Source organism: Bradyrhizobium viridifuturi (assembly GCF_001238275.1).
Lineage (GTDB): Bacteria > Pseudomonadota > Alphaproteobacteria > Rhizobiales > Xanthobacteraceae > Bradyrhizobium > Bradyrhizobium viridifuturi.
In genome coordinates this window covers 95,268-117,426 of the sequence record NZ_LGTB01000023.1, presented here as the reverse complement: position 1 = coordinate 117,426, position 22,159 = coordinate 95,268, and the positions used below count along the sequence as shown (strand labels likewise).

Below are 22,159 nucleotides of genomic sequence, written 5' to 3'. Positions count from 1 at the left end.
ATCCCACTCACCGCAGGTTTGCGGTGAAGAAATCGAGCGCAAGTCTCAAGGTCTCTGCATGAACTTCATCCCGATCGGTGCCGTCGGGATCGCGGCATACGGCCCGGCCGATCACCAGGCGCCCTGCCAGGGTACAGGTCCCGAAGAAGACAAAGTGGCCTGCGCCTGGCAACAGCTTGAGCGTGGCATGGGGCACCGCCTTGCCGAGCGCCTCGGCACCCGAGGCCGGCGGTGTGACCTCGTCGGCGCTTCCCGCGACGATCGCGAGCGGGATCGATATGGCGCCGAGGCTCTCCGGCGTGAAGGACGGCACGGGGCCCGGCGCCATTGCGAACACGGCGCGAACGCGCTCGTCACGATAGGATCTGCCAGCAAGACCGTAGCGCTGGCGGAAATCGGGGTCGGTCGTCAGGCGCGACAGGCTCTTCTGGCGCAACTCTGTCGCGCCCGACTGCGACGTGCACAGCGCGTCGGCGGCGGGCGAGCGGCAGAATGCCGGAGTGCGCTCCGGATCGGTGATGCCGCCGGCGATGGCGATCGCGGTGTAGCCGCCGTATGAATGACCGGCGGCGCCGATCCGCGCCGGATCGATCTGGTCGCCGAAGGTGCTGTCGGCACGCATGGCGTCAATCACCGCGCTGAGATCGACGGCGCGCAACCACGTCAACGTGTAACCCTCGACCGTCGTAGGTTCGGATCCGTTGTTGCCGGGGTGGTTGAGCGCAACGGCGATGAATCCGTGCGCCGCAAGCCCTGCGCCGAACCAGGCGAGAGTGGATGCGGAGCCGCCAAAACCGTGGGACAGCAGGATCAGCCCGCGGCGGGCCCCGCCGCCGGCGCCGCATCGGGCGCGGCGCTGCCGGTGCTGACGAATGGGACGATGCGCGGCCCGGTCCATTGCGGCTGCTCGCGCGCATCGGCTGCGGCCGGGTACCAGATCGTGACGCGGAGCGCGTGCAGCTTGGCGCCGCGCCAATCGTAAGGCTCGGGCGGAATCAAATCACGCGTCGTGACGCCGACCTTGAACGCAGTGTCATCGGCGCGTGCGAGCCCCGGCGCGGCGAGCAGGATCAGCCACAGCGCCAGAAACCTCATCGGCAGAATGCCTCGTCTGGGTGTCCTACTCCGCCGCCTGCCGCACGTGGCGGGCGGTGGGCGTGCGCATCGTCACCAGTTCCTCCGATGCGGTCGGATGCAGCGCGATGGTGGCATCGAAATCCGCTTTCGTCGCCTTCATCTTCACGGCGATCGCGACGACTTGCGTGATCTCGGCGGCGCAGTCGCCGACGATGTGGCAGCCGAGCACGCGGTCGCTCGACCCGTCGACCACGAGCTTCATCAGCACGCGGGTGTCGCGGCCGGACATCGTCGCCTTGATCGGGCGGAAATCGGTCTTGTAGATGTCGACGTGGCTGAACTGCGCCCGCGCCTCTTCTTCCGTTAGACCAACCGTGCCGACCTCGGGCTGCGAGAACACCGCGGTCGGGATCGTCGCGTGGTCGACCTGCACCGGACGCTTGCCGAACACGGTGTCGGCGAAGGCATGGCCCTCGCGGATGGCGACCGGCGTCAGATTCGCGCGGTGGGTGACGTCACCGACCGCGTAGATATTGTCGACCGAGGTCTTCGACCAGCCATCGACCTGGATGCCGCCATTGGCGGGATTGATGGCGACGCCTGCCGTCTCCAGCCCGAGATTGGCGACGTTGGGATGGCGGCCGATCGCGAACATCACCTGGTCGGCGGCAATGCTCGACCCGCCGGACAGATGCGCGGTGAAGTCCCGTCCGTGCTTGTCGACCTTGGTCACCGTGCAGCCGGTGATGATGGTGATGCCGCGCTTCTCCATCTCGGCGCGGACATGCTTGCGCACGTCCTCGTCGAAGCCGCGCAGGATGTTGTCGCCGCGATAGACCACCGTCACGTCGGAGCCGTAGCCGGCGAAGATGCCGGCGAATTCCAGCGCGATGTAGCCGCCGCCCTGGATCACGATCCGCTTCGGCAGCTCCTTGAGATGAAACGCCTCGTTGGAGGAGATCACGTGCTCGATGCCGGGGACATGCGGCCCGTGATTGGGCGCGCCGCCGGTGGCGATCAGGATGTACTTCGCGGTGACCTTCTCGCCGGTGGCGAGGCGGAGCGTGTGGGCATCCTCCAGCACTGCGCGGGACTTGACGATCCGCGCACCGGACTTCTCGACATTGGTGGTGTAGGCGCCCTCGAGCCGGGCGATCTCCTTGTCCTTGTTGGCGACCAGCGTCGCCCAGTCGAACGAGACCTGGCCGATGCTCCAGCCGAAGCCGGCTGCGTCCTCGATCTCCTGGTGGACATGGCTGCCGATCACGAACAGCTTCTTCGGCACGCAGCCGCGGATCACGCAGGTACCGCCCATCCGGTATTCTTCGGCAACCATGACCTTCGCGCCATAGTTGGCAGCGATGCGGGCGGCACGCACGCCGCCCGAACCACCACCGATGACAAACAGGTCGACGTCAAACTCGGCCATGGGTACCTCTCTTTTCATCCTCGCCCCGCGAGCGGGGCGAGGTCACACGGAGCGCATCAGAGCGCTCAAAAACCCATCAGATATCCTTGCCGCGCTTCTTCATCTCGGCCTTGAACTGGCCGTTGACGATCACGCCGAACTGCTGCGCCCACTGCTGCATATATTGCAGCGAGCCGTTGATTGCAGTGGGCTCCGCGGTCAAAAGCTTCTGACCGAGCGGCGTCTTGTAGAACGTCACGAGGTCCTTGAGCTCCTGCTCGGTGAACTCGGCGGCGTAGATCTGCGCCATGCCGTCGCCGATCTCCTTCTCGCTGCCCGCGAATTGCTTGGCGACGATCACCGCGACCTCGTCGAGATCCTTCTGGTAGTTCAGGTACTGCTGCAGCAGGCCGGTCTTGGTCTTCTCGATGATTCCCGGAACGGCGCCGGAATACATCACCGCGACGTTCTTCATCGCCAAGATTTCCTTGGCGGCCGCGATCGCCGCGGGCGTCGACTGCTTGACCTTGGGCATGGGGGGCAATTGCTGCTGCGCCATGGCCGGCGCTGCCGCGAGCGCCAGTCCCGCCGCCAGGGCCGCTGCCGACAAAAGTCCCGAAAAACGCTTCATTCCAAGTCTCCTTGCTTGCGGCGCTATCGCCGTTCAACAACCCGAATTCCCTGTGCGCCGGCCAGGACGGCGACGCTGCCAAGCCCGATGAACAGGCCGTGTTCGACCACGCCCGGAATGACGCTGAGCAGACCCGCAAGACGCGGCGGGTCGCCGATCCGGCCGAGATGGGCATCGACGATCCAGTGGCCGCCATCGGTGACAAAAACGTGACCGTCCTTGCCCTTGCGGATGATCATTTGGCCGGACACGCCGGCCTCACGGAACGCCCGCGCCATCGCAGCCTGCGTCGCGGCGAGCCCGAACGGGATCACCTCGACCGGCAGCGGGAAGCGGCCGAGCACGTCGACCCACTTGCTGTCATCGGCGATCACGATCATGCGATCACTTGCGGCGGCCACGATCTTCTCGCGCAGCAGCGCGCCGCCGCCGCCCTTGATCAGATTGAGCGCGGGGTCGATCTCGTCGGCGCCGTCGATGGTGAGGTCGAGATGGTCGATCTCGTCCAGCGTGGTCAGCGGCACGCCGCAGCGGATCGCGTCCGCCCGCGTCGCCTCCGAGGTCGGCACGCCGATCACCTTCATGCCGGAGCGGACCTTCTCGCCAAGCAGCTCGACGAAGTGCTTGGCGGTCGACCCGGTGCCGAGCCCGAGTTTCATGCCGTCGCGCACCTCTTCGAGCGCGCGCGCCGCCGCCTGGCGTTTCAGTGCGTTCATGTCCACGGCCGATAGCCCCTCGGTTGTCCGTTACGGGCGCGCCATCGGGCGGCCCGGCGGGCGCATATCTAGCCTCGATTCACGGACAGGAATAGCGTCATCCGGACCCGTCCTTAGGCCGAAACGGCGTCCATCGCGGCCAAAATCGCCGCAAAACGGTCCTCGACCTCGGCTCGCATCCCGGGGTGGGTAAAAATGTAGAACTGGTCGTCGCGGATCGCGGCCAGCACCTGGGCCGCAACCAGCGACGGGTCGAGGCCGGTCTCCAGGCGGCGCGCGATCTCGGCGATGAGCGCGGCTGCGGGGCTGTCCGGAGCGGGCTGGCGCGGCGGGCCGTATTGCTCCGGGCGGTTGCGCCCGCTCTCGCGATCCGGGTCCGCACATAGCTCGGGCAGAGCACGCTGACGCCGATCCCGAGCGGCTTCAGTTGCGCCGAAAGCCCCTCGGAGAGGCTGACGACGGCGAATTTGGACGCCGAATACGGGCTCACGCCGAGCCCCGCATTCATGCCGGCCATCGACGCCGTGTTGACGATATGGCCGCCCTCGCCGTGCGCGCGGATATGCGGCAGGAAGCTCCGGATGCCATGCACGACGCCCATCAGGTTGACGTCGATCACCCAGCGCCAGTCGTCGACGGAGATCCGGTCGATGCCCCCGCCCCCCGCGACGCCGGCATTGTTGCAGACGACATGGACCTTCCCGAAAGCGAGGAACGAGGCCTGCGCCGCGCCGTCGACGCTGCCGGGGTCGGCGACGTCGCAAACCACGCCACGGACATCCCCGCCGCCGGCCCGCAGCGTGTCGACGGCCTTGTCCAGCGCGTGGGTTTCGATGTCGGCGAGCATCACCTTCATGCCCTCGCGCGCGAACGCGGTTGCCATGGCCAGTCCGATTCCGCTGGCCGCGCCGGTGACAAAAGCGGCTTTTCCGGCAAGTTCCCGCATCCGAGCCTCCCTTTTTGCGCGACACTAGCATCTTCTCTTGCATCGCGCGGCGCTGCCCGATAGCGAAAGACAGATGTCCGCCTCGTCTCCTCCCATCATTGTATTCGATCTCGACGGCACGCTGGTCGACACCGCGCCTGATCTCATCAGCGCGCTCAATTACGTGCTCGACCGCGAGGGTATGCGGCCGGTGCCGTTGTCGGCGGCGCGCAACATGATCGGCGCCGGCGCGCGCAAGCTGCTCGAGCGCGGGCTCGAGGTGGACGGACGCGTGGTCAGCCTCGCTGACCTCGATCGTCTGACCAAGGATTTCGTCGACTTCTACGCCGAACACATCGCCGACGGCTCGCGTCCGTTCGAGGGGCTGGAGACCACGCTCGACCTGCTCGCGGCGAAGGGCCACCAGTTTGCGGTCTGCACCAACAAGCTGGAGTGGCTGTCGAAGCTGTTACTCGACCGGCTCGGTTTGACGCCGCGCTTTGCTGCGATCTGTGGCCAGGACACGTTCGGCGTCGCCAAGCCCGATCCGGCGTTCCTGCGCGAGACGGTGGTCCGCGCCGGCGGTAGGCTGCCGGGCGCCATCATGGTCGGCGATGCCGGTCCTGACGTCGGGGTCGCCCGGCGCGCCAACGTGCCGGTGATCGGGGTCGATTTCGGCTACACTGACGTGCCGATGACCGAGCTGAAGCCGGATCGGTTGATCAGCCATATGCGCGACCTGCCGGACGCCATCGCCAGCCTCATCGGCGCATAAAATTCTCACAACACACTGATATCGCTTGGCAATATTTTGCCATGCGATTTTGCCATTAACCATCCTTTAACGAACAGCCCTCCCCCTGTTGCGCCTCTGTTCCGACGCTCCTATGGTCGGGCCGGGGATTGTGGCTGATTGCCGCATTAGAGTGTGGATCATGCGTCGTATCATCGTAATTGCGGCCGCCGGGCTGAGCCTGGCCGGCTGCTCCTCCTTCTCATTGGATTCGTTCAAGTCCGCGCCGCCACCGATGCAGGTGCAGCTGGATTCGAACCCGCAAGGCGCCGACGCCGAGACGTCGATCGGGCCGGGGTGCAAGACGCCCTGCTCCGTGTCGATCCCGGCTCCGGAGAGCAACTTCACCGTCACCTTCAATATGCCGAAGTTCCAGCCGGCGACGGTGCCGGTGACAGTGACCCGCTCGCCGGGCGACTTCAGCAGCCCTGCCACCACCACGCTCGATCCGAGCCCGGTGTTCGCCGAGCTACAGCCCGCCGGCCCGCCGCCGCGCGCGCACAAGCCGCGGCCGAAGCGGAAGAAGCCGAAGCCGGCTGCTGCCGGGGCGCCTGCCGCCGCGCCGGACGCGGCGTTCCCTGCCCCGGCTGCGGCGCCGCCGCCGGCTGCCGCGCCAGCGCCAACGCGCTAGACATTGCGTGATTGCAGTGCACAAGAACCCGGCCGCAGGCCGGGTTTTCTGCATTGTGTGGAGACACATCGGCGATTGCGATCATGCATCGCGCGATCTGCCTCACCTATCGCTTCGCAATTCGCATTGCAGGTTGCGGATCATCCCTTGGAACGCATTGTGACGTTGTGCCAACATGCATAGATTGTGCGTGCGGGCCGACCACGGCTCGGCACGCAGCGACAGATTGCAAGGCTTGAGCTGAATGAACGGATCCACGCAGGCGCAACCCGACACGCTGTTCCGTCCGATGACCGATCCGTTCGGCCGGACGATCCGTTACCTGCGCGTCTCCGTCACCGACCGCTGCGACCTGCGCTGCTTCTACTGCATGTCGGAAGACATGACGTTCCTGCCGAAGGCGGATCTCCTGACGCTGGAGGAACTCGACCGGCTCTGCTCCGCCTTCGTCGCCAAGGGCGTGCGCAAGATCCGCCTCACCGGCGGCGAGCCGCTGGTCCGCCGCAACGTGATGGGCCTGGTGCGTTCGCTGTCGCGCCACCTTTCGACCGGCGCGCTCGACGAATTGACCCTGACCACCAACGGCTCGCAGCTCGCCCGCTTCGCGCAGGAGCTGGCCGATTGCGGCGTGCGCCGCGTCAACGTCTCGCTCGACACGCTCGACCCCGTAAAATTCCGGGCCATCACCCGCTGGGGCGACATCGACAAGGTGCTGTCGGGCATCGAGGCGGCGCGCTCGGCCGGGCTCGCGGTCAAGATCAATGCGGTCGCGCTGAAGAACATGAACGAGGACGAGATTCCCGCGCTGATGGAATGGGCGCACGGCAAGGGCATGGGGCTGACGTTGATCGAGGTGATGCCGATGGGCGACATCGGCGAGGGCCGCATCGATCAGTACGTGCCGCTGTCACTGCTGCGCGCGCGGCTCGAGAAGCACTACACGCTGACCGACCTTGCCGACGACACCGGCGGCCCTGCCCGCTATGTCCGCATCGCCGAGACCGGCGGCAAGCTCGGCTTCATCACGCCGATGACCCACAATTTCTGCGAATCCTGCAACCGGGTGCGGATCACCTGCACCGGCACGCTGCACACCTGCCTCGGTCACGAGGACGCCTCCGACCTGCGTCGCCCGCTGCGCGCTTCGCCCGATAATGATCTGCTGTCGGCGGCCATCGACCGGGCCATCGGACTGAAGCCGAAGGGGCACGACTTCATCATCGACCGCCGCCATAACCGCCCGAGCGTCAGCCGCCACATGAGCGTGACCGGCGGCTAGTCCGAAGCCCTCTCCCGACGCCTGCTTCGTCCCCCGATTACCAAGGCGGGACAACGGTTTGCCGCGGCGTCAATTTGCCCATTTTCCGATTGACGGCGTTCCGCGGCGCTGATTTGGTGCCCCGGCTTTCACGCTTGCCAGGCCGGACAGGCCGCTGCCCGTCGGTTGTCGACGATCCGGCAGCCAAGAGCAGCTAACAACGGCGGAAGCGCATTTCGGGGGAGGACGATCGCTTGCAACTGCTCCTGAAAGTGAGCCGTGGCTCCGTGCGCATGCGCGCGGCGGCCAGATGATGCTTGAGAAGATATTCGGTGCGCAGATCGCGCGACCGCGGAGATCGTGATGCGCCCAATGTTGGCACTAAGTCAGGCCATCGACCGCCTCAATGAGAAGATCGGCTACGTCTGCAACCTGCTCGTGCTGATCGCCTGCCTGGTCAGCGCCGGCAACGCCATGATCCGGTATGCGTTCAGCTACTCCTCGAACGGCTGGCTCGAGGCGCAGTGGTACATGTTCGCGATCCTCGTGATGTTCGGCGCCTCCTACACCTTCAAGCGCAACGAGCATGTGCGCGTCGAGATCCTCTATCTGATGCTGTCCGAGCGCGGCCAGCTCTGGCTCGACATGATCGGCACCTTGTTCTTCCTGATCCCGGCCTGCCTGCTGCTCGCCTATCTGTCCTGGCCGTTCTTCTACCAGGCCTATGCGGTCGGCGAGATGAGCGGCAATGCCGGCGGCCTGCTGCGCTGGCCTATCAAGTTCGTTATCCCGTCCGGCTTCGTGATGCTTGCGTTGCAAGGCGTCTCAGAGGTGATCAAGCGGATCGCCGCGCTGCAGGGCTATGTGACCATCGACGCGAAGTATGAGAGGCCGACGCAATGACGATCACGCTGGAGATGATGCCGCCGCTGATGTTCGGCGGCCTGATCATTGCGATGCTGGTCGGCTATCCGGTGGCGTTCACGCTGGCCGCGGTCGGCCTGTCGTTCGGGTTTCTGTCGATCTATCTCGGCTTCTTCGACCTCAACTTCCTGCAGGCGATCCCGGGCCGCATCTTCGGCAGCGTGCTGTCCAACGAGCTGCTGCTCGCGATCCCCTTCTTCACCTTCATGGGCGCGATATTGGAGAGATGCGGGCTCGCCGAGGACATGCTGGATTCGATGGGCCAGCTGTTCGGCCCGATCCGCGGCGGCCTCGGCTATTCCGTGATCATCGTCGGCTTCATCCTCGGCGCCATCACCGGTACGGTGGCGGCGCAGGTGATCGCGATGGCGCTGATCTCGATGCCGGTGATGATCCGCTACGGCTACAACATCCGCTACATCACCGGCGTGCTCGCCGCCTCCGGCACTATCACGCAACTTGTCCCTCCCTCCCTCGTCCTGATCGTGCTCGCCGACCAGCTCGGCAAGTCGGTCGGCGACATGTATCTCGGCGCGTGGGGACCGTCGGTGTTCCAGATCATGCTGTTCGCCGGCTACACCTTCCTGCTCGGCGTCTTCAAGCCGAGCCACGTCCCTGCCGTGCCGGTCGAGGCCCGCACGCTGACCGGCTGGGCGCTGTGGAAGAAGTGCCTGCTCGGCATCATCCCCTCGGCCGTGCTGATCTTCGTCGTGCTCGGCACCATGATGATGGGCCTTGCCACCCCGACCGAAGCCGGCGCGATGGGCGCGGTCGGCGCCATCGTGCTCGCTGCGATCCACCACAAAGATTTCAGCGCGAACGGGCGCAAGGTGCTCATCGTCGGCGTGATCGCCGGTGGCATCGGCACCATCGTCGCGATGCTCTACGCCGAGAACCTGATCTTCAGGCTCGCCTTCGCGATCACCTATCTCGCGGTGGTCTGGATCTGCCTCGAGGCCGTGAAGATCCCGGATCTGCGCGACCTGATCAAGCAGGGCTACGAGACCACCATGCGCATCACTTGCATGGTCACCTTCATCCTGATCGGATCGACCTGCTTCTCGGTGGTGTTCCTCGGCGTGTCCGGCGGCACCTGGCTGGAGCACCATCTGACCTCGCTGCCCGGCGGTGTCTGGGGCTTCCTGATCTTCATCAACATCTTCATCTTCTTCCTGGCGTTCTTCCTCGACTTCTTCGAGATCGCCTTCATCATCCTGCCAATGATCGCGCCGATCGCCCAGAAGGTGCTGGCGCCGGTGGTCGGCCCGGATGCCGCGCTGATCTGGTTCGGCGTGATGCTCTGCGTCAACATGCAGACCTCGTTCCTGCATCCGCCGTTCGGCTTCGCGCTGTTCTATCTGCGTGGCGTGGCACCGAAGGAAGTGAAGAGCTCCGACATCTACTGGGGCGCGATGCCCTGGATCGGGTTGCAGGCGATCATGGTGGCGCTGGTGATCGCATTCCCGGTCGTCGTCACCGGCCTGCTCGACAAGCCGCTCGACGTCGACCTCAACAAGGTCAAGATCGAGGTGCCGCAGATCGAGCTGCCGCCGCTCGATTTCGGCCAGCCGAAGCAGTAGCCGGCGCCCTGTCACCCGCTGGCCTGCCTCGCGAAGCGAGGCCGGCCGCGGCTGTTGACGGCGGCGAAGCAGCCTGTGAATAGACGAGGCACGGATCGCCCTCGAACTCACAGATTGCCGACCATGCCCCAATCGCGCCCCACCCGCTCGTTCGTTCGCCCGCTGATCGCATCCCTCGGCCTGGCGCTTGCCGCCACCATGGCGCAGGCAGCGCCGGCAGCCGACATTCGCTCGCTGGCACAACAGGAGCAGCAGCCGCTGCTCGACACCCTGCGCGACCTCGTGCAGATCGAATCCGGCAGCAAGGACATCGACGGCCTCAACCAGATCGCCGCACGCATCGCCGGCCAGCTCAAGCAGCTCGGCGGCACGGTGGACATCCTGCGAACCACCGACATCTATCGCCTCGACGACACGCCCGAGAAGATCGGCCCGGCCGTTCAGGCCGTCTTCAAGGGCTCGGGCAGCGCGAAGATCATGCTGATCGCGCACATGGACACGGTCTATCTCAAGGGCATGCTGAAGGACCAACCCTTCCGCATCGACGGCGACAAGGCCTATGGACTCGGCATCGCCGACGACAAGCAGGGCGTCGCCACCATCATCCACACCGTTGCACTGCTGCAGAAGATGAACTTCAAGGACTACGGCACGCTTACGGTGCTCATCAATGGCGACGAGGAGATCTCCTCGCCCGGCTGGCGCTCAACCATCACCCGCGTCGCCTCGGAGCAGGACGCCGTGTTCTCGTTCGAGGGCAGCGACGCCAGCGGCACGCTCCGCCTCGCCACCAGCGGCATCGGCTCGGCCTATCTCACGGTGCACGGCAAGTCGTCGCATGCGGGGGCGAGGCCCGAAGGCGGCGTGAATGCACTCTACGAACTGTCGCATCAGGTGCTGCAGATGAAGGACCTGTCCAAGCCCGAGCAGGGCCTGAAGCTGAACTGGACGGTTTCCAAATCAGGCACCAACCGCAACGTGATCCCCGCCGAAGCCACTGCACAGGCCGATGCCCGTGCGCTCAAGGTGTCTGACTTCGACGAGCTCGAGAAAGCCCTACAAGACAAGATCAAGAACCGCCTGCTGCCCGACTCCAAGGTCGACGTGAAATTCGAGGTCCGCCGTCCGCCGCTCGAAGCCAACGACGCCTCGCGCAGCGTGGCCGGCCACGGCAAGGCGATCTATCAGGAACTGGGCTTGTCGATAAACGTCGCCGAGAGGGCCACGGGCGGGGGCACCGACGCCGCCTTTGCCGCGCTCAAGACCAAGGGCGCCGTGGTCGAAGGCATGGGCCTGTCCGGCTTCGGCGCACACTCCAACGATGCCGAATACGTCCAGATCAACAGCATCGTGCCGCGCCTGTATCTTGCCACGCGCATGATCATGGACCTGTCCGGCGGCAAGGTGAAGTAAACCGGTCGTCCCGCAGTACGACCGGTTGCCACGGACCGGGCCGCTCAGGCGGTCGCCGCTTCCGCTTTGGCGAGGCGGAAGCTCAGCGTGAACTGGGCACCGCCGGACGGCAGGTTCTCGACCTTGATCGTCGCGTCGTGATCGTCGACGACGCCGCGGACGATCGAGAGGCCGAGCCCTGCACCATCGGTGCGGTGGCGCTGCCGATCGCCGCGCCAGAAGCGCTGGAACACCAGGCCCTGCTCGGCGGGCGCAATGCCGGGCCCGCAGTCGCGCACCTGCACCGAACCGTCCTCATGCACCTCGACATCGACCGAGGTCGCGTCGGCGGTGTACTTGATGGCGTTCTCCGCCAAGTTGAAGATCGCGCGCTGCAGCATCTCGGCATTGCCCTTGACCCGCACCGGACCATCGGTGCCGCGCAGCGCGATGTCCTTCTGCTGCGCCAGTGCATAGGGCGCGATCGAGCCGACCACCTCGGCGCACACGGCGCGCAGGTCCGCGGTCTCGCCGGGATCCAGCACCAGCGTATCGAGCTCGGCGATCTCGAGCAGCTGGCTGACGATACGGCTCATGCTCTCGATGTCGGCATGCAGCTCCCTGGTCCCCTTGCTCACATCCAGCGTCTCGATCCGGGTCCTCAGGATCGCGAGCGGCGTGCGCAGCTGATGCGCGGCATCGGCCGTGAACTGGCGCTGCGCGTGAAATCCATCCTCCAGACGGTCGAAGGCCTGGTTGACGGCGGTGACCAGCGGCAGGATCTCGCTCGGAATCCCGTCCGTCGGGAGACGGATGTCGGTCCTCGCCGGCCCGATGCTCCTCGCCTCCTCCGAGGCGCGCAGCAGCGGAATCACGGCGCGGCGGAAGATCAGGATGTCGGTCGCAAGCAGGATCAGCAGGATCGGGATGGTGATCCAGCCGACCCGCCGGAAGAAGTTGGAGACGATGTCGTCGATGATGACGTCGCGATGCGATAGGTCCTCGGCGACCTGGATGCGCAGCGTCGCGCCGCCGACGAGCTGGGTGACGCTGGCGCCGGAAATCCTATCGGCCGCAGCCGGCGGTCGCGGCGCCCCGCGATGCGACGAAAACAGCAGATTGTCGTCCGCATCGTAGATGTCGTAGCGGTAGCGGCCATAGGCGTCGGAATAGAGCCCCCTCAGGCTGTCCGGCAGGTTGAGCTGCACCTTGCCGGCGGAATCGACCGTGAGGTTCTGGCCGAGATCGGCGGCCTGATCGCGCATCGCCTCGCGATGCAGCTGGTTGATCTCCGAGTTCAAGAGCCACAGCAGCAGCAGCGGCAGGAAGATCGCGGCGACCGCGACCGCCATGATGTGCAGGAACACGATCCGCGAGGTCAGCGACGTGAAGCGGAACACCACCCCTACTTCTCCTCCGCCATCAGATAGCCGACGCCACGAATGGTGTGGATGATCACCTTGGCGCGGTGCTCGCTGAGCAGCTTGCGCAGCCGCGACACGTAGACCTCGACGGCATTCGAGGCGACCTCGCCCGACAGTCCGAAGATATGATCCTCGACATTCTTCTTCGGCACCACCCGTCCCTGCCGCCGCAGCAGGATCTCGAGCACCGACGTCTCACGCGCGGAAAACACGTGCGGCGCGCCGTCGACGAACACCTGCTTGCTCTCGGTGTCGTAGATGAGATTGGCGAGCTTCAGCGATGAGCCGAGCAGCTGGCCGGGTCGGCGCAGGATGGCTTCGAGCCGCGCCACCAACTCTTCCAGCGCGAACGGCTTCGCCAGATAGTCGTCCGCGCCGCTGCGCAGGCCATTGACCCGGTCCTGCAGCCCGTTGCGCGCGGTCAGCACCAGGACCGGCAGCGGGTCGTTCTTGCGGCGCAACTCCGACAGCACCGATAGGCCATCACCGTCGGGCAGGCTGAGATCGAGGATCATGGCAGCATAGCTCACGCTGCGCAGCGCATCGCGCGCCTCGGCGACGCTGTTGACGATATCGGACTCATATCCCGCCGCCAGCAGCCCGCTGGCGAGCAATCTCGAGAGTTCGACGTTATCCTCGACGATCAGAAGGCGCATCGCGGCATTCCTGTCTTCATTCGACCGGCCTTCTGTTTGCACACCTTGTTGCGATGCGCCAGCCAAGCGAAAAATCCGCAACAGATCACGCGCTGAGCAAGTCCGATATGCAAACGACACGCATTTGAGCACACCGTCTCGATTGGCCGTCCGGCGCTATGTTTTGGCTATGCGAGGCGGCTCCCACTCCCACGCAAAATAGATAAACCGGCTCTCCCTGCAATCAAAATCGCGCGCCTGGCGCATCCTGGAAAAGGGCAAATGTAAGGCTGGCGTCAGCAAGCCCTGATAACTGTTCATCCGCTCTCACCGGGAGCTCGACGACGGCCCGCCACGCGGCAAGACCTCGTCTCCCGCGCGGAGCTCTCATGCAGTACTGGCCAGGCGGGCGATGTCATTTCGGATGAAGTTTATGGGCTTTGCGGCGATGCCGGTGCTGGCGGCGCTTCTCGCCGGCGCGTGGCTCACGACGCGTGCCGACGGTGTCGTAAACGCCAAGGCCGTGCAGGAGACTGCGACGCAGGACGTCAATGTCGAGCAGCAATACGTTGCATTGAATGACAAGCAGGCGGCTTCCATGAAGATCATGGCCGCGGAGCAGCGCTCGTTCCGAACACTGAAGAACGCAGTCGGCTCGATCGATTTCAACCAGAACATGCTGGTGCAGGCGTTCACCCCAAATCCCGGCAGGATCGTCGACACGCCCCTCAACGTCGGTGACGAGGTCGCGAAGGGCGACAGGCTGTTCACGATCGACAGCCCCGATCTGTTGCAGGCCGAATCCTCGCTGCTCGCCTCGGCCGGCGTGCTCGAACTCCAGACCAGAACGCTGGCGCGGGTCAGGCAGCTGCTGAAGACCGGCGGCGGCGCGCAGAAGGACGTCGACCAGGCGACGTCGGACCAGCAGACCGCCGAGGGCAACTACAAGGCCGGCCGCGACGCCGTGCGCATCTTCGGCAAGACCGACGCCGAGATCGACCGCATCGTCGCCGACCGCAAGGTCGATTCCATCCTGGTGGTGCCGAGCCCGATCTCCGGCCGGATCATTGCCCGCAACGCCGCGCCGGGTCTCTTCGTGCAGCCCGGCAATGCACCGGCACCCTATTCGCTGGCCGACATCTCGACGATGTGGATGGTCGCCAATGTGATCGAGACCGATGCTCCCTCCTACCGGATCGGCCAGCCGGTCGAGGTGCGGGTGCCGGCCTATCCGAACGAGGTGTTTCGCGGCCGGGTGACGACGCTTGGTCTCAACATCGATCCGAACTCGCACCGCCAGCTTGTGCGTTCGGTGATCGACGATCCCCAGCACAAGCTGCGCGCCGGCATGCTGGCGAGCTTCACCATCGAAACCGAGCCGCCGAAACTGTCGGTGAGTGTTCCGCTGGACGCCATCGTGCGTGAGGGCGACGGCACGATGACGGTGTGGGTCACGACCGACGGCCGCAAGTTCGACCGCCGCTCGGTGACGATCGGCATGGAGCAGGACGGCTGGCGGCAGATCCTCAGCGGCCTGCAAGCCGGCGAGAAGATCGCCTCCACCGGCGCGATCTTCCTCAGCAACAAGTTCGCCAACGCGGCCACCGGCTAGGCCCGTGCCAGCCGCGCCCTGGTCCGCTCAAGAGTAAGTGCACCTTGATCAAGAGCCTCCTCCAATTCGGTCTGACCCGAAGCGCCGTCATCGTGCTCGGCCTTGCCGTGTTCTGCGCCGCGGGCATCGCAGCGTTCAGCAAGCTGAACATCGAGGCCTATCCGAACCCGGCGCCCGTCATCCTCGAGATCACGGCGCAGGCCGCCGGCCTCTCCGCCGAGGAGATGGAGAAGTACTATACGATCCCGATGGAGATCGGGCTGTACTCGACGCCGGGTGTCGTCAACATCCGCTCGACCTCGTTCTACGGCCTGTCGTTCGTGCGGGTGACCTTCAGATACGGCGTCGACTATTATTTCGCGCTCTCGCAGGCCACCAACAATCTCACGCAGAACGTCCAGCTTCCCGGCAATCAGATCCCGCAGATCCAGCAGTCCAGCCTCGTTGGCGAGATCTACCGCTACCAGATCGTCGGTCCGCCGAATTTCGGCCTGACCAACCTCAGGACCTTGCAGGATTACGTCGTCGCCCGCCGGCTGACGACGATACCGGGCGTCGTGCAGATCAACTCCTGGGGCGGCACCACCAAGCAGTTCAACGTCGACGCCGACCTTGCAAAGCTCGAGGCCTATAACATCACCGTGCCGCAGCTGATCAGCGCGCTCGGCAACGCCAACATCAACGTCGGCGGCCGCGAGATCGCGATCGGCCAGCAATCCGTCAACATTCGCGGCATCGGCCTGATCAACTCCGGCGGCGACGACGACATCACCAAGGGCTACAGGGTCCAGGACATCGAGAACGTCGTCCTGACGCAATCCAACGGGCTGCCGATCCAGATCAAGGACGTCGCCAAGGTTTCGGTCGGCTTTGTGCCGCGGCTCGGCATCGCAGGAAAGGACAAGAACGACGACGTCGCCGCGGCGATCGTCGTCATGGGCCGCACGCAGCATACCAACGACATCGTGCCGAAGGTCGAGGAGGAGGTCGCCAAGATCAACAGCGACGGCACCCTGCCGCCCGGCGTCAAGGTGGTGCCGTATTACGATCGCACCTCGCTGGTCAGCGTCACGACCCACACCGTGCTGCACAACCTGATGTTCGGCTGCCTGCTGGTGTTCGTGATCCAGTGGGTGTTCCTGGGCGACCTGCGCAGCGCGCTGATCGTCAGCGCCAACATCCCGTTCGCGCTGTTCTTCGCGATCATCATCCTGGTGCTGCAGGGCGAGGACGCCAACCTCTTGTCGCTCGGCGCCGTCGACTTCGGCATCATCGTCGATTCCGCCGTCATCATGATGGAGAACATCTTCCGCAACTTCCAGTCCAGCCCGGAGAACCGGCTGCGCGTGCTGCAAAACCTCGCCGAGGGCTATTGGGGAGGCGATCCGACCACGCGCAACGGCCAGCCCGCGCCGGGCTGGACCGAGCGGCTGCGGATGATCTTCGTCAGCGCATTGCAGGTCGACAAGGCGGTGTTTTTCACGGCGGCTATCACGGTGACCGCGTTCGTGCCGCTGTTCACCATGCAGGGCGTCGAAGGCCAGATCTTCGGACCGATGGCGCGAACCTACGGCTACGCGCTCGCAGGTGCGCTGCTGGCGACCTTCACGGTGACGCCAGTGCTGGCATCGCTGCTGCTGCCGAGGCACATCGAGGAAACCGAGACCATCATCGTGCGCTCGCTGCGCAAGGCCTACACGCCGGTGCTGCGCTGGTCGCTGACGCATCTGCGGATCGCGGTCGCGGCCGGCATCGTTTTCCTCGGGCTCAGCGGCCTCGCCGCAAGCCAGCTCGGCAGTGAATTCCTGCCTGCGCTCGAGGAAGGCAATTTCTGGATCCGCGCCTCGATGCCATCGACCATGTCGCTCGACGCCGGCACCGAACCGACCCGCAAGATGCGCGAGATCCTGTTGCGGCACCCCGAGATCGTCACGGTGGTGTCGCAGCACGGCCGTCCCGACAATGGTAGCGACGCCTCGCCGTTTTCGAATGTCGAGCTATTCGCGCCGATCAAGCCGTTCGACCAGTGGCCGCCCGGCCTGACTAAGGAAAAGCTCACTGAGGAATTGCAGAAGGAGTTCGACGAGGAACTGCCGGGCGTCACCTTCAACTTCTCGCAATACATCCAGGACAACGTCGAGGAGGCGCTGTCGGGCGTCAAGGGCGCGAACTCGGTCAAGGTCATCGGTCCGAACCTCGCCGTGCTCGAACAGCTCGCGACCAAGGTCGCGCAGGAGATGGCCAAGGTGCGCGGCCTCGCCGATCTCGGCATCTTCCACCTGGTCGGGCAGCCCAACCTCAACATCAAGGTCAATCGCGAGAAGACCGCGCGCTACGGCCTCAACACCGGCGACGTCACGACCGTGGTCCAGGCCGCGCTCGGCGGCAGCAGCGCGACAACGGTGCTCGAGGGCGACCGGCAGTTCGGCGTGGTGGTGCGGCTCGATCCCAAGTTCCGCCAGAGCATCGACGAGGTGCGCGAGATCAAGGTCGCCTACCAGACGCCGTCCGGCACCAACGCCTACATCCCCCTCAGCGAGCTCGCCGACATCTCGCTCGATACCGGCGCGTCGTTCATCTATCGCGAGCGCAGCCAGCGCTACATCCCGATCAAGTTCAGCGTGCGCGGCCGCGATCTCGGCAGCACGGTGGCGGAGGCGCAGACGCGCGTCGCCGAAGCCGTGCAGCTTCCGGCCGGCTACCGGATGATCTGGTCCGGCGAGTTCGACAATCTCGAAGCCGCCAAGGCGCGCCTGATGATCGTCGTGCCGGTGACGCTGCTGCTGATCTTCGTGCTGCTCTACAGCCTGTTCAACTCGCTGCGCGACAGCCTGCTGGCGCTGGCCGGCATTCCCTTCGCGGTCGGCGGCGGCCTGATCGCGCTGTTCCTCGCCGGGCTCGATTTCTCGATCTCGGCCGCGATCGGCTTCATCTCGCTGTTCGGCGTCGCGGTCATGGACGGCATCCTCAACATCACCTATTTCCGCGAATTGCGGGCCTTCGGCATGGATATCGCGGAGGCCGTGTTCAACGGCGCCGAGCAGCGCATGCGCCCGATGCTGATGACCGCGCTGTCGGCAGGCGTCGGCCTGTTCCCCGCCGCGCTGTCGCACGGCATCGGCAGCCAGGTTCAGCGGCCGCTCGCCACCGTGGTGGTCGGCGGCATGTTCATCGGACCGCTGCTGCTGCTCGTGGTGGCGCCCGCCTTGCGCAAGATATTCCTGTCGCGGGCAACGGAAGTTGCGAGCGAGGACAGCGCGGCCGAAGCACCGCCCGCAGCGGCGCATGAAGGGGGCGGCTGATGTCCAGGACCGTCACAAGGATCGTTGCCGCAATCGCACCGTGCGGGAGGCGCGCGCTGCGCCCGGCGCTTGGCGCCGGGACCGCCGCCCTGTTGCTGGCAAGCTGCGCCGTCGGCCCGAATTTCGTGCCGCCCGCGGCTCCGGACGTCGATCGCTACACGCCGGAGCAGCTCTCCTCCCCCAGCATGAGTGCCGGTGGCCCCAGCGTGCCGAAGCAGCATTTCGTCAACGGCGAGGACGTGTCGCTGCGCTGGTGGACGGCATTCCGGTCGAAGCCGCTCGACGAGTTGATCAAGATGTCGGTCGAGCACAACCCTTCCCTGCAGTCGGCGGAGGCTGCGATCAGGATCGCGCAATACAACGCGCTGGCCCAGCGCGGGCTGTTCTTCCCGCAGATCGGCGCGAACTACACGCCGTCCCAGCAACAGATTTCCGGCGCGTCGGGATCGGGACCGGGCGGCCAGTCCCCTTCGGTGTTCTCGCTGCACACCGCGCAATTGAACGTCAGCTTCGTGCCTGACATCTGGGGCCAGAATGTTCGCGCGGTCGAGAGTCTCGACGCGATCTCCGAGCAGCAGCTGTTCCAGCTGGAAGCGGCCTACCTCACGCTGACCGCCAACGTCGTCACCGCCGCGATCCAGGAAGCGTCGCTTCGCGGCCAGATTGCAGCGATCCAGCGCGTCGTGAAGATCGAACGCGGCATCCTGGAGATCGTGAAGAACCAGTTCAACGCGGGCGGCGCCGCCCAGGTCGACGTGCTGGCGCAGGAGGCTGCGCTGGCCCAGTCCGAGCAGCTGCTACCGCCGCTGGAAAAGCAGCTCGCGGTTCAGCGCGACCTGCTGACGTCGTTGGCCGGGCAATTCTCGGCCGACGAGATCCTGCAAAAGTTCACGCTCGACCGCCTGGCGCTGCCCGCCAACCTGCCGGTGAGCCTGCCGAGCAAGATGATCCGCCAGCGACCGGACGTCAGGGCCGCGGAGGCGCTGCTGCATTCGGCGAACGCCCAGATCGGTGTGGCGATCGCTGCGCGGCTGCCCAACATCACGATCACCGGAAATACCGGGGCGGCCGCCTTCACCCTGGCCGAGTTGTTCACGCCGGGAACCAGCTTCTACGCCATCGCGGCGAGCGCGACCCAGCCAATCTTCGATGGCCTGACGCTGTACCACAAGCAGAAGGCCGCGGAGGCCGCGGTCGACCAGGCGGACGCGCTCTATCGACAGGCTGTGGTCGCGGCGATGCAGAACGTCGCCGATGCCTTGCGAAGCCTGCAGGCCGACGCGCGCGCCTTGCAGGCTGCGGTCAAGGCCGAACTTGCCGCCAGGGCCAGCCTCGACATCATTCAGAAGCAGCTTGCCCTCGGGCAGGTCAGCCAGGTGGTCGTGCTCAATGCCCAGCAGGTCTATCTGACGGCTGCGGTCGTCCGCGTTCAGGCCCAGGCGACGCGCCTTTCGGACAGCGCCGCCCTGTTCATGGCGCTCGGCGGCGCTTGGCCGGCCAACTGCGCGTCCGACGACTGGCGCAAATGCGTGCTGGAGGACGCACCCGCCCCGACGGCGCAGCGGGTCAGCGAAAACGGACCTCCCGCGCGCTGACCTGGCGGCACGCGGGGCACGAACCGGAGAAATCGGCGAATGAAAAACATCGCCACTTTGGCAGCAATCCTGCTCGCGATATCGGCGGGATCCGCGGCCGCACAGAGCGCGGTCGGCGGGCCGAAAAAGCCGAGCAATCTCGGCGGCCCTACCGTCCAGAACAACCCGGTGGTGCGGGCTCCGCAGGGTAATGCTCCGCCGCCGCCATCATCGCCCAAGCGATTGCCGAAGAAATAGCGGCACGCCGGCACAATTGAATTGGCTCCCGGTATCCACGCTGATCGGCTCGATGAGACAAAAATGAAAAACACAGCGCGTCTGCTTCTTATCGCCACGGCCATCGCCGTGACGGCATCGGACGCCTGCGCGGCGCCCGTTCACGTCGCGAGGCTGTCGTCGCAACGGCCGGTGGCCGCCGTCCGGGTGCGGCTCGCCTGCGACCAGGACTGCCGCTGCTGGCAGACCCGTTATCAGCAGCGCAGGGATCGCCGCGCAACCGCCGATCAGACGCGCCTGGATCCGAACTACTGTCCAGGTGGCGGGCACTATAACGGCCATTACCGCACCGGGCCGGCGACCGGATTGAGCTTCGAGAGCCGCACGCCCGTGCGCGCCTTGCCGTTTCCATTCTGAGCGACGCGACGCGCGGGCGCCTACCAGATGACGACCGCGCAGAGCAGCGCCAGCGGAAGCGCGGCGCCACCGATGACGACCCACTTGCGCATATCAGCCGGATCTCTCGAATATCTGAATATCTGAACGCCGACGAACAGGCAGACCGCGGCGCCCAGGATGATGCGAAACAAATCGGACGGCGTATCGTAGGCCGACCAGATGGTTTCGTTTTGCGGGCTTGCAACCCGTGCAGTGATGACCACCACAACGATCAGAAACAGCGTCCGAAGGAAAAGCCCGAGGAAACGCATGTGGCGCCCTGATTCATGCTGCCTCGACGACGCTAGCACGAATCGGGCCCAAGAATTATTCATTCAGCCAAAGAGGCATTCAGCCTGCCCTCGCCGGCTTCAAACAAAAACCCCGGAGCTCTGCCCCGGGATTTCCGCTTGCACTGAACGCGAGTGGCGTCAGGCCTGAGAATGCCGCGCCATGAAACTGTCATATCCGACTTCGGCAACCTGAAACCACTGATAGCCGTTGTTGGAGAACGACGTCAGCGAGTCATAGACCTTCTTGAAGTTGGCATTGCCCGCCGCGACCTCGGCATGCAGCTCCTTGGCGGCCTTGAAGGAAGCCTCCATCACCGCAGCCGGGAACGGGCGCAGCTTGGTGCCGACCGCGAGCAGCTTCTTCAGCGCGAGCGGGTTGGCCTGGTCGTAGCGCGCCATCATCCAGTTGTTGGCGAGATGGCCGGCCTGCTCCAGCACGAACTGATAGTGCTTCGGTAACGAGTTCCACTTGTCGAGGTTGATCATCGCGACCAGCATCGGGCCGCCTTCCCACCAGCCGGGGAAGTAATAGTTCGGCGCGACCTTGTAGAAGCCGAGCTTCTCGTCGTCGTAGGGACCGACCCACTCCGCCGCATCGATGGTGCCCTTCTCCAGCGCCGGATAGATGTCGCCGCCCGCGAGCTGCTGCGGCACCGCGCCGAGCTTCTGCATCACCCTTCCGGCAAAGCCGCCGATACGGAATTTGAGACCCTTGAGATCGTCGACGCTGTTGATCTCCTTGCGGAACCAACCACCCATCTGACAGCCGGTGTTGCCGGCGAGCAGCGAGGTGACGTTGTAGCCCTTGTAGAACTCGTTGAGCAGCTCCTTGCCGCCGCCCAGCATGAACCAGGCTGGTTGAGGCGCATGTTAGGCCCGAACGGCACCGAGGAGCCGAAGGTGAAAGTCGGATCCTTGCCGAAATAGTAATAGGGCGCGGTATGCCCCATCTCGACGGTGCCGTTCTGCACGGCGTCGAGCACCTGCAGGCCCGGCACGATCTCGCCGGCGGCAAACGTCTGGATCTGGAACTTGTTGTCGGTGGCCTCACCGACGGCCTTGGCCATCAGCTCGGCGCCGCCGTGCAGCGTGTCGAGCGACTTCGGCCAGCTCGTCGTCAGGCGCCATTTGAGCTCCGGCATCGACTGCGCAATCGCGGGAGCTGCGACTGTTGCCGCGCCCGCGACGCCGAGACCCGTGACCTTGATGAAATCTCTTCGCTTCATTTGAATCCCGCCCTGTATGATTGTGTTGTCCGAGCGTCGACTGCTTGCGATCGTCGCGCTACTTTTCTTTGCCGTCATGACCG

The 22,159-nt window shown here is 65.3% G+C and carries 20 protein-coding genes and 1 pseudogene; 11 read left to right on the top strand and 10 right to left on the bottom strand.

Going from position 1 to position 22,159, the window contains the following annotated elements:
* Window positions 1-7 precede the first annotated feature (7 nt).
* The 6 genes from ALC15_RS21620 to ALC15_RS21600 all read right to left on the bottom strand — a co-directional run bounded on the left by ALC15_RS21620 (window position 8) and on the right by ALC15_RS21600 (window position 4,778).
* On the bottom strand, window positions 8-898 hold the full coding sequence (locus tag ALC15_RS21620; RefSeq protein ID WP_094194009.1) for an alpha/beta hydrolase family protein: 891 nt from the start codon (window positions 896-898) through the stop codon (window positions 8-10).
* Window positions 811-1,095, bottom strand: coding sequence for a hypothetical protein (locus ALC15_RS42050; protein WP_094194008.1), 285 nt, complete (start codon window positions 1,093-1,095; stop codon window positions 811-813). The genes ALC15_RS21620 and ALC15_RS42050 overlap by 88 nt, the downstream gene beginning before the upstream one ends.
* Before the next feature lie 25 nt (window positions 1,096-1,120).
* The gene (gene gor / locus ALC15_RS21615; protein ID WP_050628992.1) at window positions 1,121-2,506 is read right to left on the bottom strand and encodes a glutathione-disulfide reductase; all 1,386 of its coding nucleotides are present in this window, start codon (window positions 2,504-2,506) and stop codon (window positions 1,121-1,123) included.
* 76 nt (window positions 2,507-2,582) lie between these two features.
* Window positions 2,583-3,116, bottom strand: coding sequence for a DUF2059 domain-containing protein (locus ALC15_RS21610; RefSeq protein WP_050628991.1), 534 nt, complete (start codon window positions 3,114-3,116; stop codon window positions 2,583-2,585).
* A gap of 23 nt (window positions 3,117-3,139) precedes the next feature.
* Window positions 3,140-3,838 carry a ribose-5-phosphate isomerase RpiA gene (rpiA, locus tag ALC15_RS21605; protein WP_094194007.1) on the bottom strand — a complete coding sequence of 233 codons (699 nt, stop codon included), beginning with the start codon at window positions 3,836-3,838 and terminating at the stop codon, window positions 3,140-3,142.
* A 91-nt stretch (window positions 3,839-3,929) separates the two neighbouring features.
* Complete coding sequence (locus ALC15_RS21600; protein ID WP_244486197.1) at window positions 3,930-4,778, bottom strand: SDR family NAD(P)-dependent oxidoreductase; 849 nt, start codon at window positions 4,776-4,778, stop codon at window positions 3,930-3,932.
* Window positions 4,779-4,851: 73 nt separating this feature from the next.
* Here ALC15_RS21600 and ALC15_RS21595 point away from each other — a divergent pair, with 73 nt between their 5' ends.
* The 6 genes from ALC15_RS21595 to ALC15_RS21570 all read left to right on the top strand — a co-directional run bounded on the left by ALC15_RS21595 (window position 4,852) and on the right by ALC15_RS21570 (window position 11,356).
* On the top strand, window positions 4,852-5,532 hold the full coding sequence (locus tag ALC15_RS21595; protein WP_050628990.1) for an HAD hydrolase-like protein: 681 nt from the start codon (window positions 4,852-4,854) through the stop codon (window positions 5,530-5,532).
* Window positions 5,533-5,692: 160 nt separating this feature from the next.
* Window positions 5,693-6,181, top strand: a complete 489-nt coding sequence (locus ALC15_RS21590) for a hypothetical protein (RefSeq protein ID WP_050629020.1) — start codon at window positions 5,693-5,695, stop codon at window positions 6,179-6,181.
* Window positions 6,182-6,425: 244 nt separating this feature from the next.
* Window positions 6,426-7,460, top strand: coding sequence for a GTP 3',8-cyclase MoaA (gene moaA / locus ALC15_RS21585; protein WP_050628989.1), 1,035 nt, complete (start codon window positions 6,426-6,428; stop codon window positions 7,458-7,460).
* A 342-nt stretch (window positions 7,461-7,802) separates the two neighbouring features.
* Complete coding sequence (locus ALC15_RS21580) at window positions 7,803-8,342, top strand: TRAP transporter small permease subunit (protein ID WP_050421808.1); 540 nt, start codon at window positions 7,803-7,805, stop codon at window positions 8,340-8,342.
* Complete coding sequence (locus tag ALC15_RS21575) at window positions 8,339-9,943, top strand: TRAP transporter large permease (protein WP_050628988.1); 1,605 nt, start codon at window positions 8,339-8,341, stop codon at window positions 9,941-9,943. Before ALC15_RS21580 ends, ALC15_RS21575 begins: the two co-directional genes overlap by 4 nt.
* Window positions 9,944-10,066: 123 nt before the next feature.
* A complete protein-coding gene (locus ALC15_RS21570; RefSeq protein ID WP_050628987.1) occupies window positions 10,067-11,356 on the top strand; it encodes a M20/M25/M40 family metallo-hydrolase in 1,290 nt (429 codons plus the stop codon).
* Window positions 11,357-11,400: 44 nt separating this feature from the next.
* On the opposite strand, the gene ALC15_RS21565 is transcribed toward ALC15_RS21570, so the two are convergent.
* Together ALC15_RS21565 and ALC15_RS21560 are read right to left on the bottom strand one after the other, a co-directional pair.
* Window positions 11,401-12,735: a sensor histidine kinase gene (locus ALC15_RS21565; RefSeq protein WP_050629019.1), complete on the bottom strand. Its 1,335-nt coding sequence runs from the start codon at window positions 12,733-12,735 to the stop codon at window positions 11,401-11,403.
* Window positions 12,736-12,740: 5 nt separating this feature from the next.
* A complete protein-coding gene (locus ALC15_RS21560; protein WP_050628986.1) occupies window positions 12,741-13,415 on the bottom strand; it encodes a response regulator transcription factor in 675 nt (224 codons plus the stop codon).
* 403 nt (window positions 13,416-13,818) lie between these two features.
* Here ALC15_RS21560 and ALC15_RS21555 point away from each other — a divergent pair, with 403 nt between their 5' ends.
* From ALC15_RS21555 to ALC15_RS21540, 5 genes are all read left to right on the top strand, one after another.
* Window positions 13,819-15,006: an efflux RND transporter periplasmic adaptor subunit gene (locus ALC15_RS21555; RefSeq protein WP_244486196.1), complete on the top strand. Its 1,188-nt coding sequence runs from the start codon at window positions 13,819-13,821 to the stop codon at window positions 15,004-15,006.
* Window positions 15,007-15,050: 44 nt separating this feature from the next.
* Window positions 15,051-18,308: an efflux RND transporter permease subunit gene (locus ALC15_RS21550; protein ID WP_050628985.1), complete on the top strand. Its 3,258-nt coding sequence runs from the start codon at window positions 15,051-15,053 to the stop codon at window positions 18,306-18,308.
* Entirely contained in the window at window positions 18,308-19,903 is a 1,596-nt protein-coding gene (locus ALC15_RS21545) for an efflux transporter outer membrane subunit (protein WP_050628984.1), read from the top strand. Before ALC15_RS21550 ends, ALC15_RS21545 begins: the two co-directional genes overlap by 1 nt.
* A gap of 39 nt (window positions 19,904-19,942) precedes the next feature.
* Window positions 19,943-20,140, top strand: coding sequence for a hypothetical protein (locus tag ALC15_RS43415; RefSeq protein ID WP_128089551.1), 198 nt, complete (start codon window positions 19,943-19,945; stop codon window positions 20,138-20,140).
* 63 nt (window positions 20,141-20,203) lie between these two features.
* Window positions 20,204-20,536: a hypothetical protein gene (locus ALC15_RS21540; protein WP_050628983.1), complete on the top strand. Its 333-nt coding sequence runs from the start codon at window positions 20,204-20,206 to the stop codon at window positions 20,534-20,536.
* Between the two features lie 20 nt (window positions 20,537-20,556).
* Here the strand turns inward: ALC15_RS21540 and ALC15_RS21535 are convergent, their stop codons facing one another.
* Complete coding sequence (locus ALC15_RS21535) at window positions 20,557-20,829, bottom strand: hypothetical protein (RefSeq protein ID WP_050628982.1); 273 nt, start codon at window positions 20,827-20,829, stop codon at window positions 20,557-20,559.
* A 159-nt stretch (window positions 20,830-20,988) separates the two neighbouring features.
* Window positions 20,989-22,076 (bottom strand): annotated as a pseudogene (locus ALC15_RS21530) (TRAP transporter substrate-binding protein).
* Between the last annotated feature and the right edge of the window lie 83 nt (window positions 22,077-22,159).

Coding starts and splice junctions, on each gene's coding strand:
- ALC15_RS21620 (WP_094194009.1), bottom strand. CDS start 898: ATGGACCGGGCCGCGCATCGTCCCATTCGTCAGCACCGGCAGCGCCGC.
- ALC15_RS42050 (WP_094194008.1), bottom strand. CDS start 1,095: ATGAGGTTTCTGGCGCTGTGGCTGATCCTGCTCGCCGCGCCGGGGCTC.
- gor (WP_050628992.1), bottom strand. CDS start 2,506: ATGGCCGAGTTTGACGTCGACCTGTTTGTCATCGGTGGTGGTTCGGGC.
- ALC15_RS21610 (WP_050628991.1), bottom strand. CDS start 3,116: ATGAAGCGTTTTTCGGGACTTTTGTCGGCAGCGGCCCTGGCGGCGGGA.
- ALC15_RS21600 (WP_244486197.1), bottom strand. CDS start 4,778: ATGCGGGAACTTGCCGGAAAAGCCGCTTTTGTCACCGGCGCGGCCAGC.
- ALC15_RS21595 (WP_050628990.1), top strand. CDS start 4,852: ATGTCCGCCTCGTCTCCTCCCATCATTGTATTCGATCTCGACGGCACG.
- ALC15_RS21590 (WP_050629020.1), top strand. CDS start 5,693: ATGCGTCGTATCATCGTAATTGCGGCCGCCGGGCTGAGCCTGGCCGGC.
- moaA (WP_050628989.1), top strand. CDS start 6,426: ATGAACGGATCCACGCAGGCGCAACCCGACACGCTGTTCCGTCCGATG.
- ALC15_RS21580 (WP_050421808.1), top strand. CDS start 7,803: ATGCGCCCAATGTTGGCACTAAGTCAGGCCATCGACCGCCTCAATGAG.
- ALC15_RS21575 (WP_050628988.1), top strand. CDS start 8,339: ATGACGATCACGCTGGAGATGATGCCGCCGCTGATGTTCGGCGGCCTG.
- ALC15_RS21570 (WP_050628987.1), top strand. CDS start 10,067: ATGCCCCAATCGCGCCCCACCCGCTCGTTCGTTCGCCCGCTGATCGCA.
- ALC15_RS21560 (WP_050628986.1), bottom strand. CDS start 13,415: ATGCGCCTTCTGATCGTCGAGGATAACGTCGAACTCTCGAGATTGCTC.
- ALC15_RS21555 (WP_244486196.1), top strand. CDS start 13,819: ATGAAGTTTATGGGCTTTGCGGCGATGCCGGTGCTGGCGGCGCTTCTC.
- ALC15_RS21545 (WP_050628984.1), top strand. CDS start 18,308: ATGTCCAGGACCGTCACAAGGATCGTTGCCGCAATCGCACCGTGCGGG.
- ALC15_RS43415 (WP_128089551.1), top strand. CDS start 19,943: ATGAAAAACATCGCCACTTTGGCAGCAATCCTGCTCGCGATATCGGCG.
- ALC15_RS21540 (WP_050628983.1), top strand. CDS start 20,204: ATGAAAAACACAGCGCGTCTGCTTCTTATCGCCACGGCCATCGCCGTG.
- ALC15_RS21535 (WP_050628982.1), bottom strand. CDS start 20,829: ATGCGTTTCCTCGGGCTTTTCCTTCGGACGCTGTTTCTGATCGTTGTG.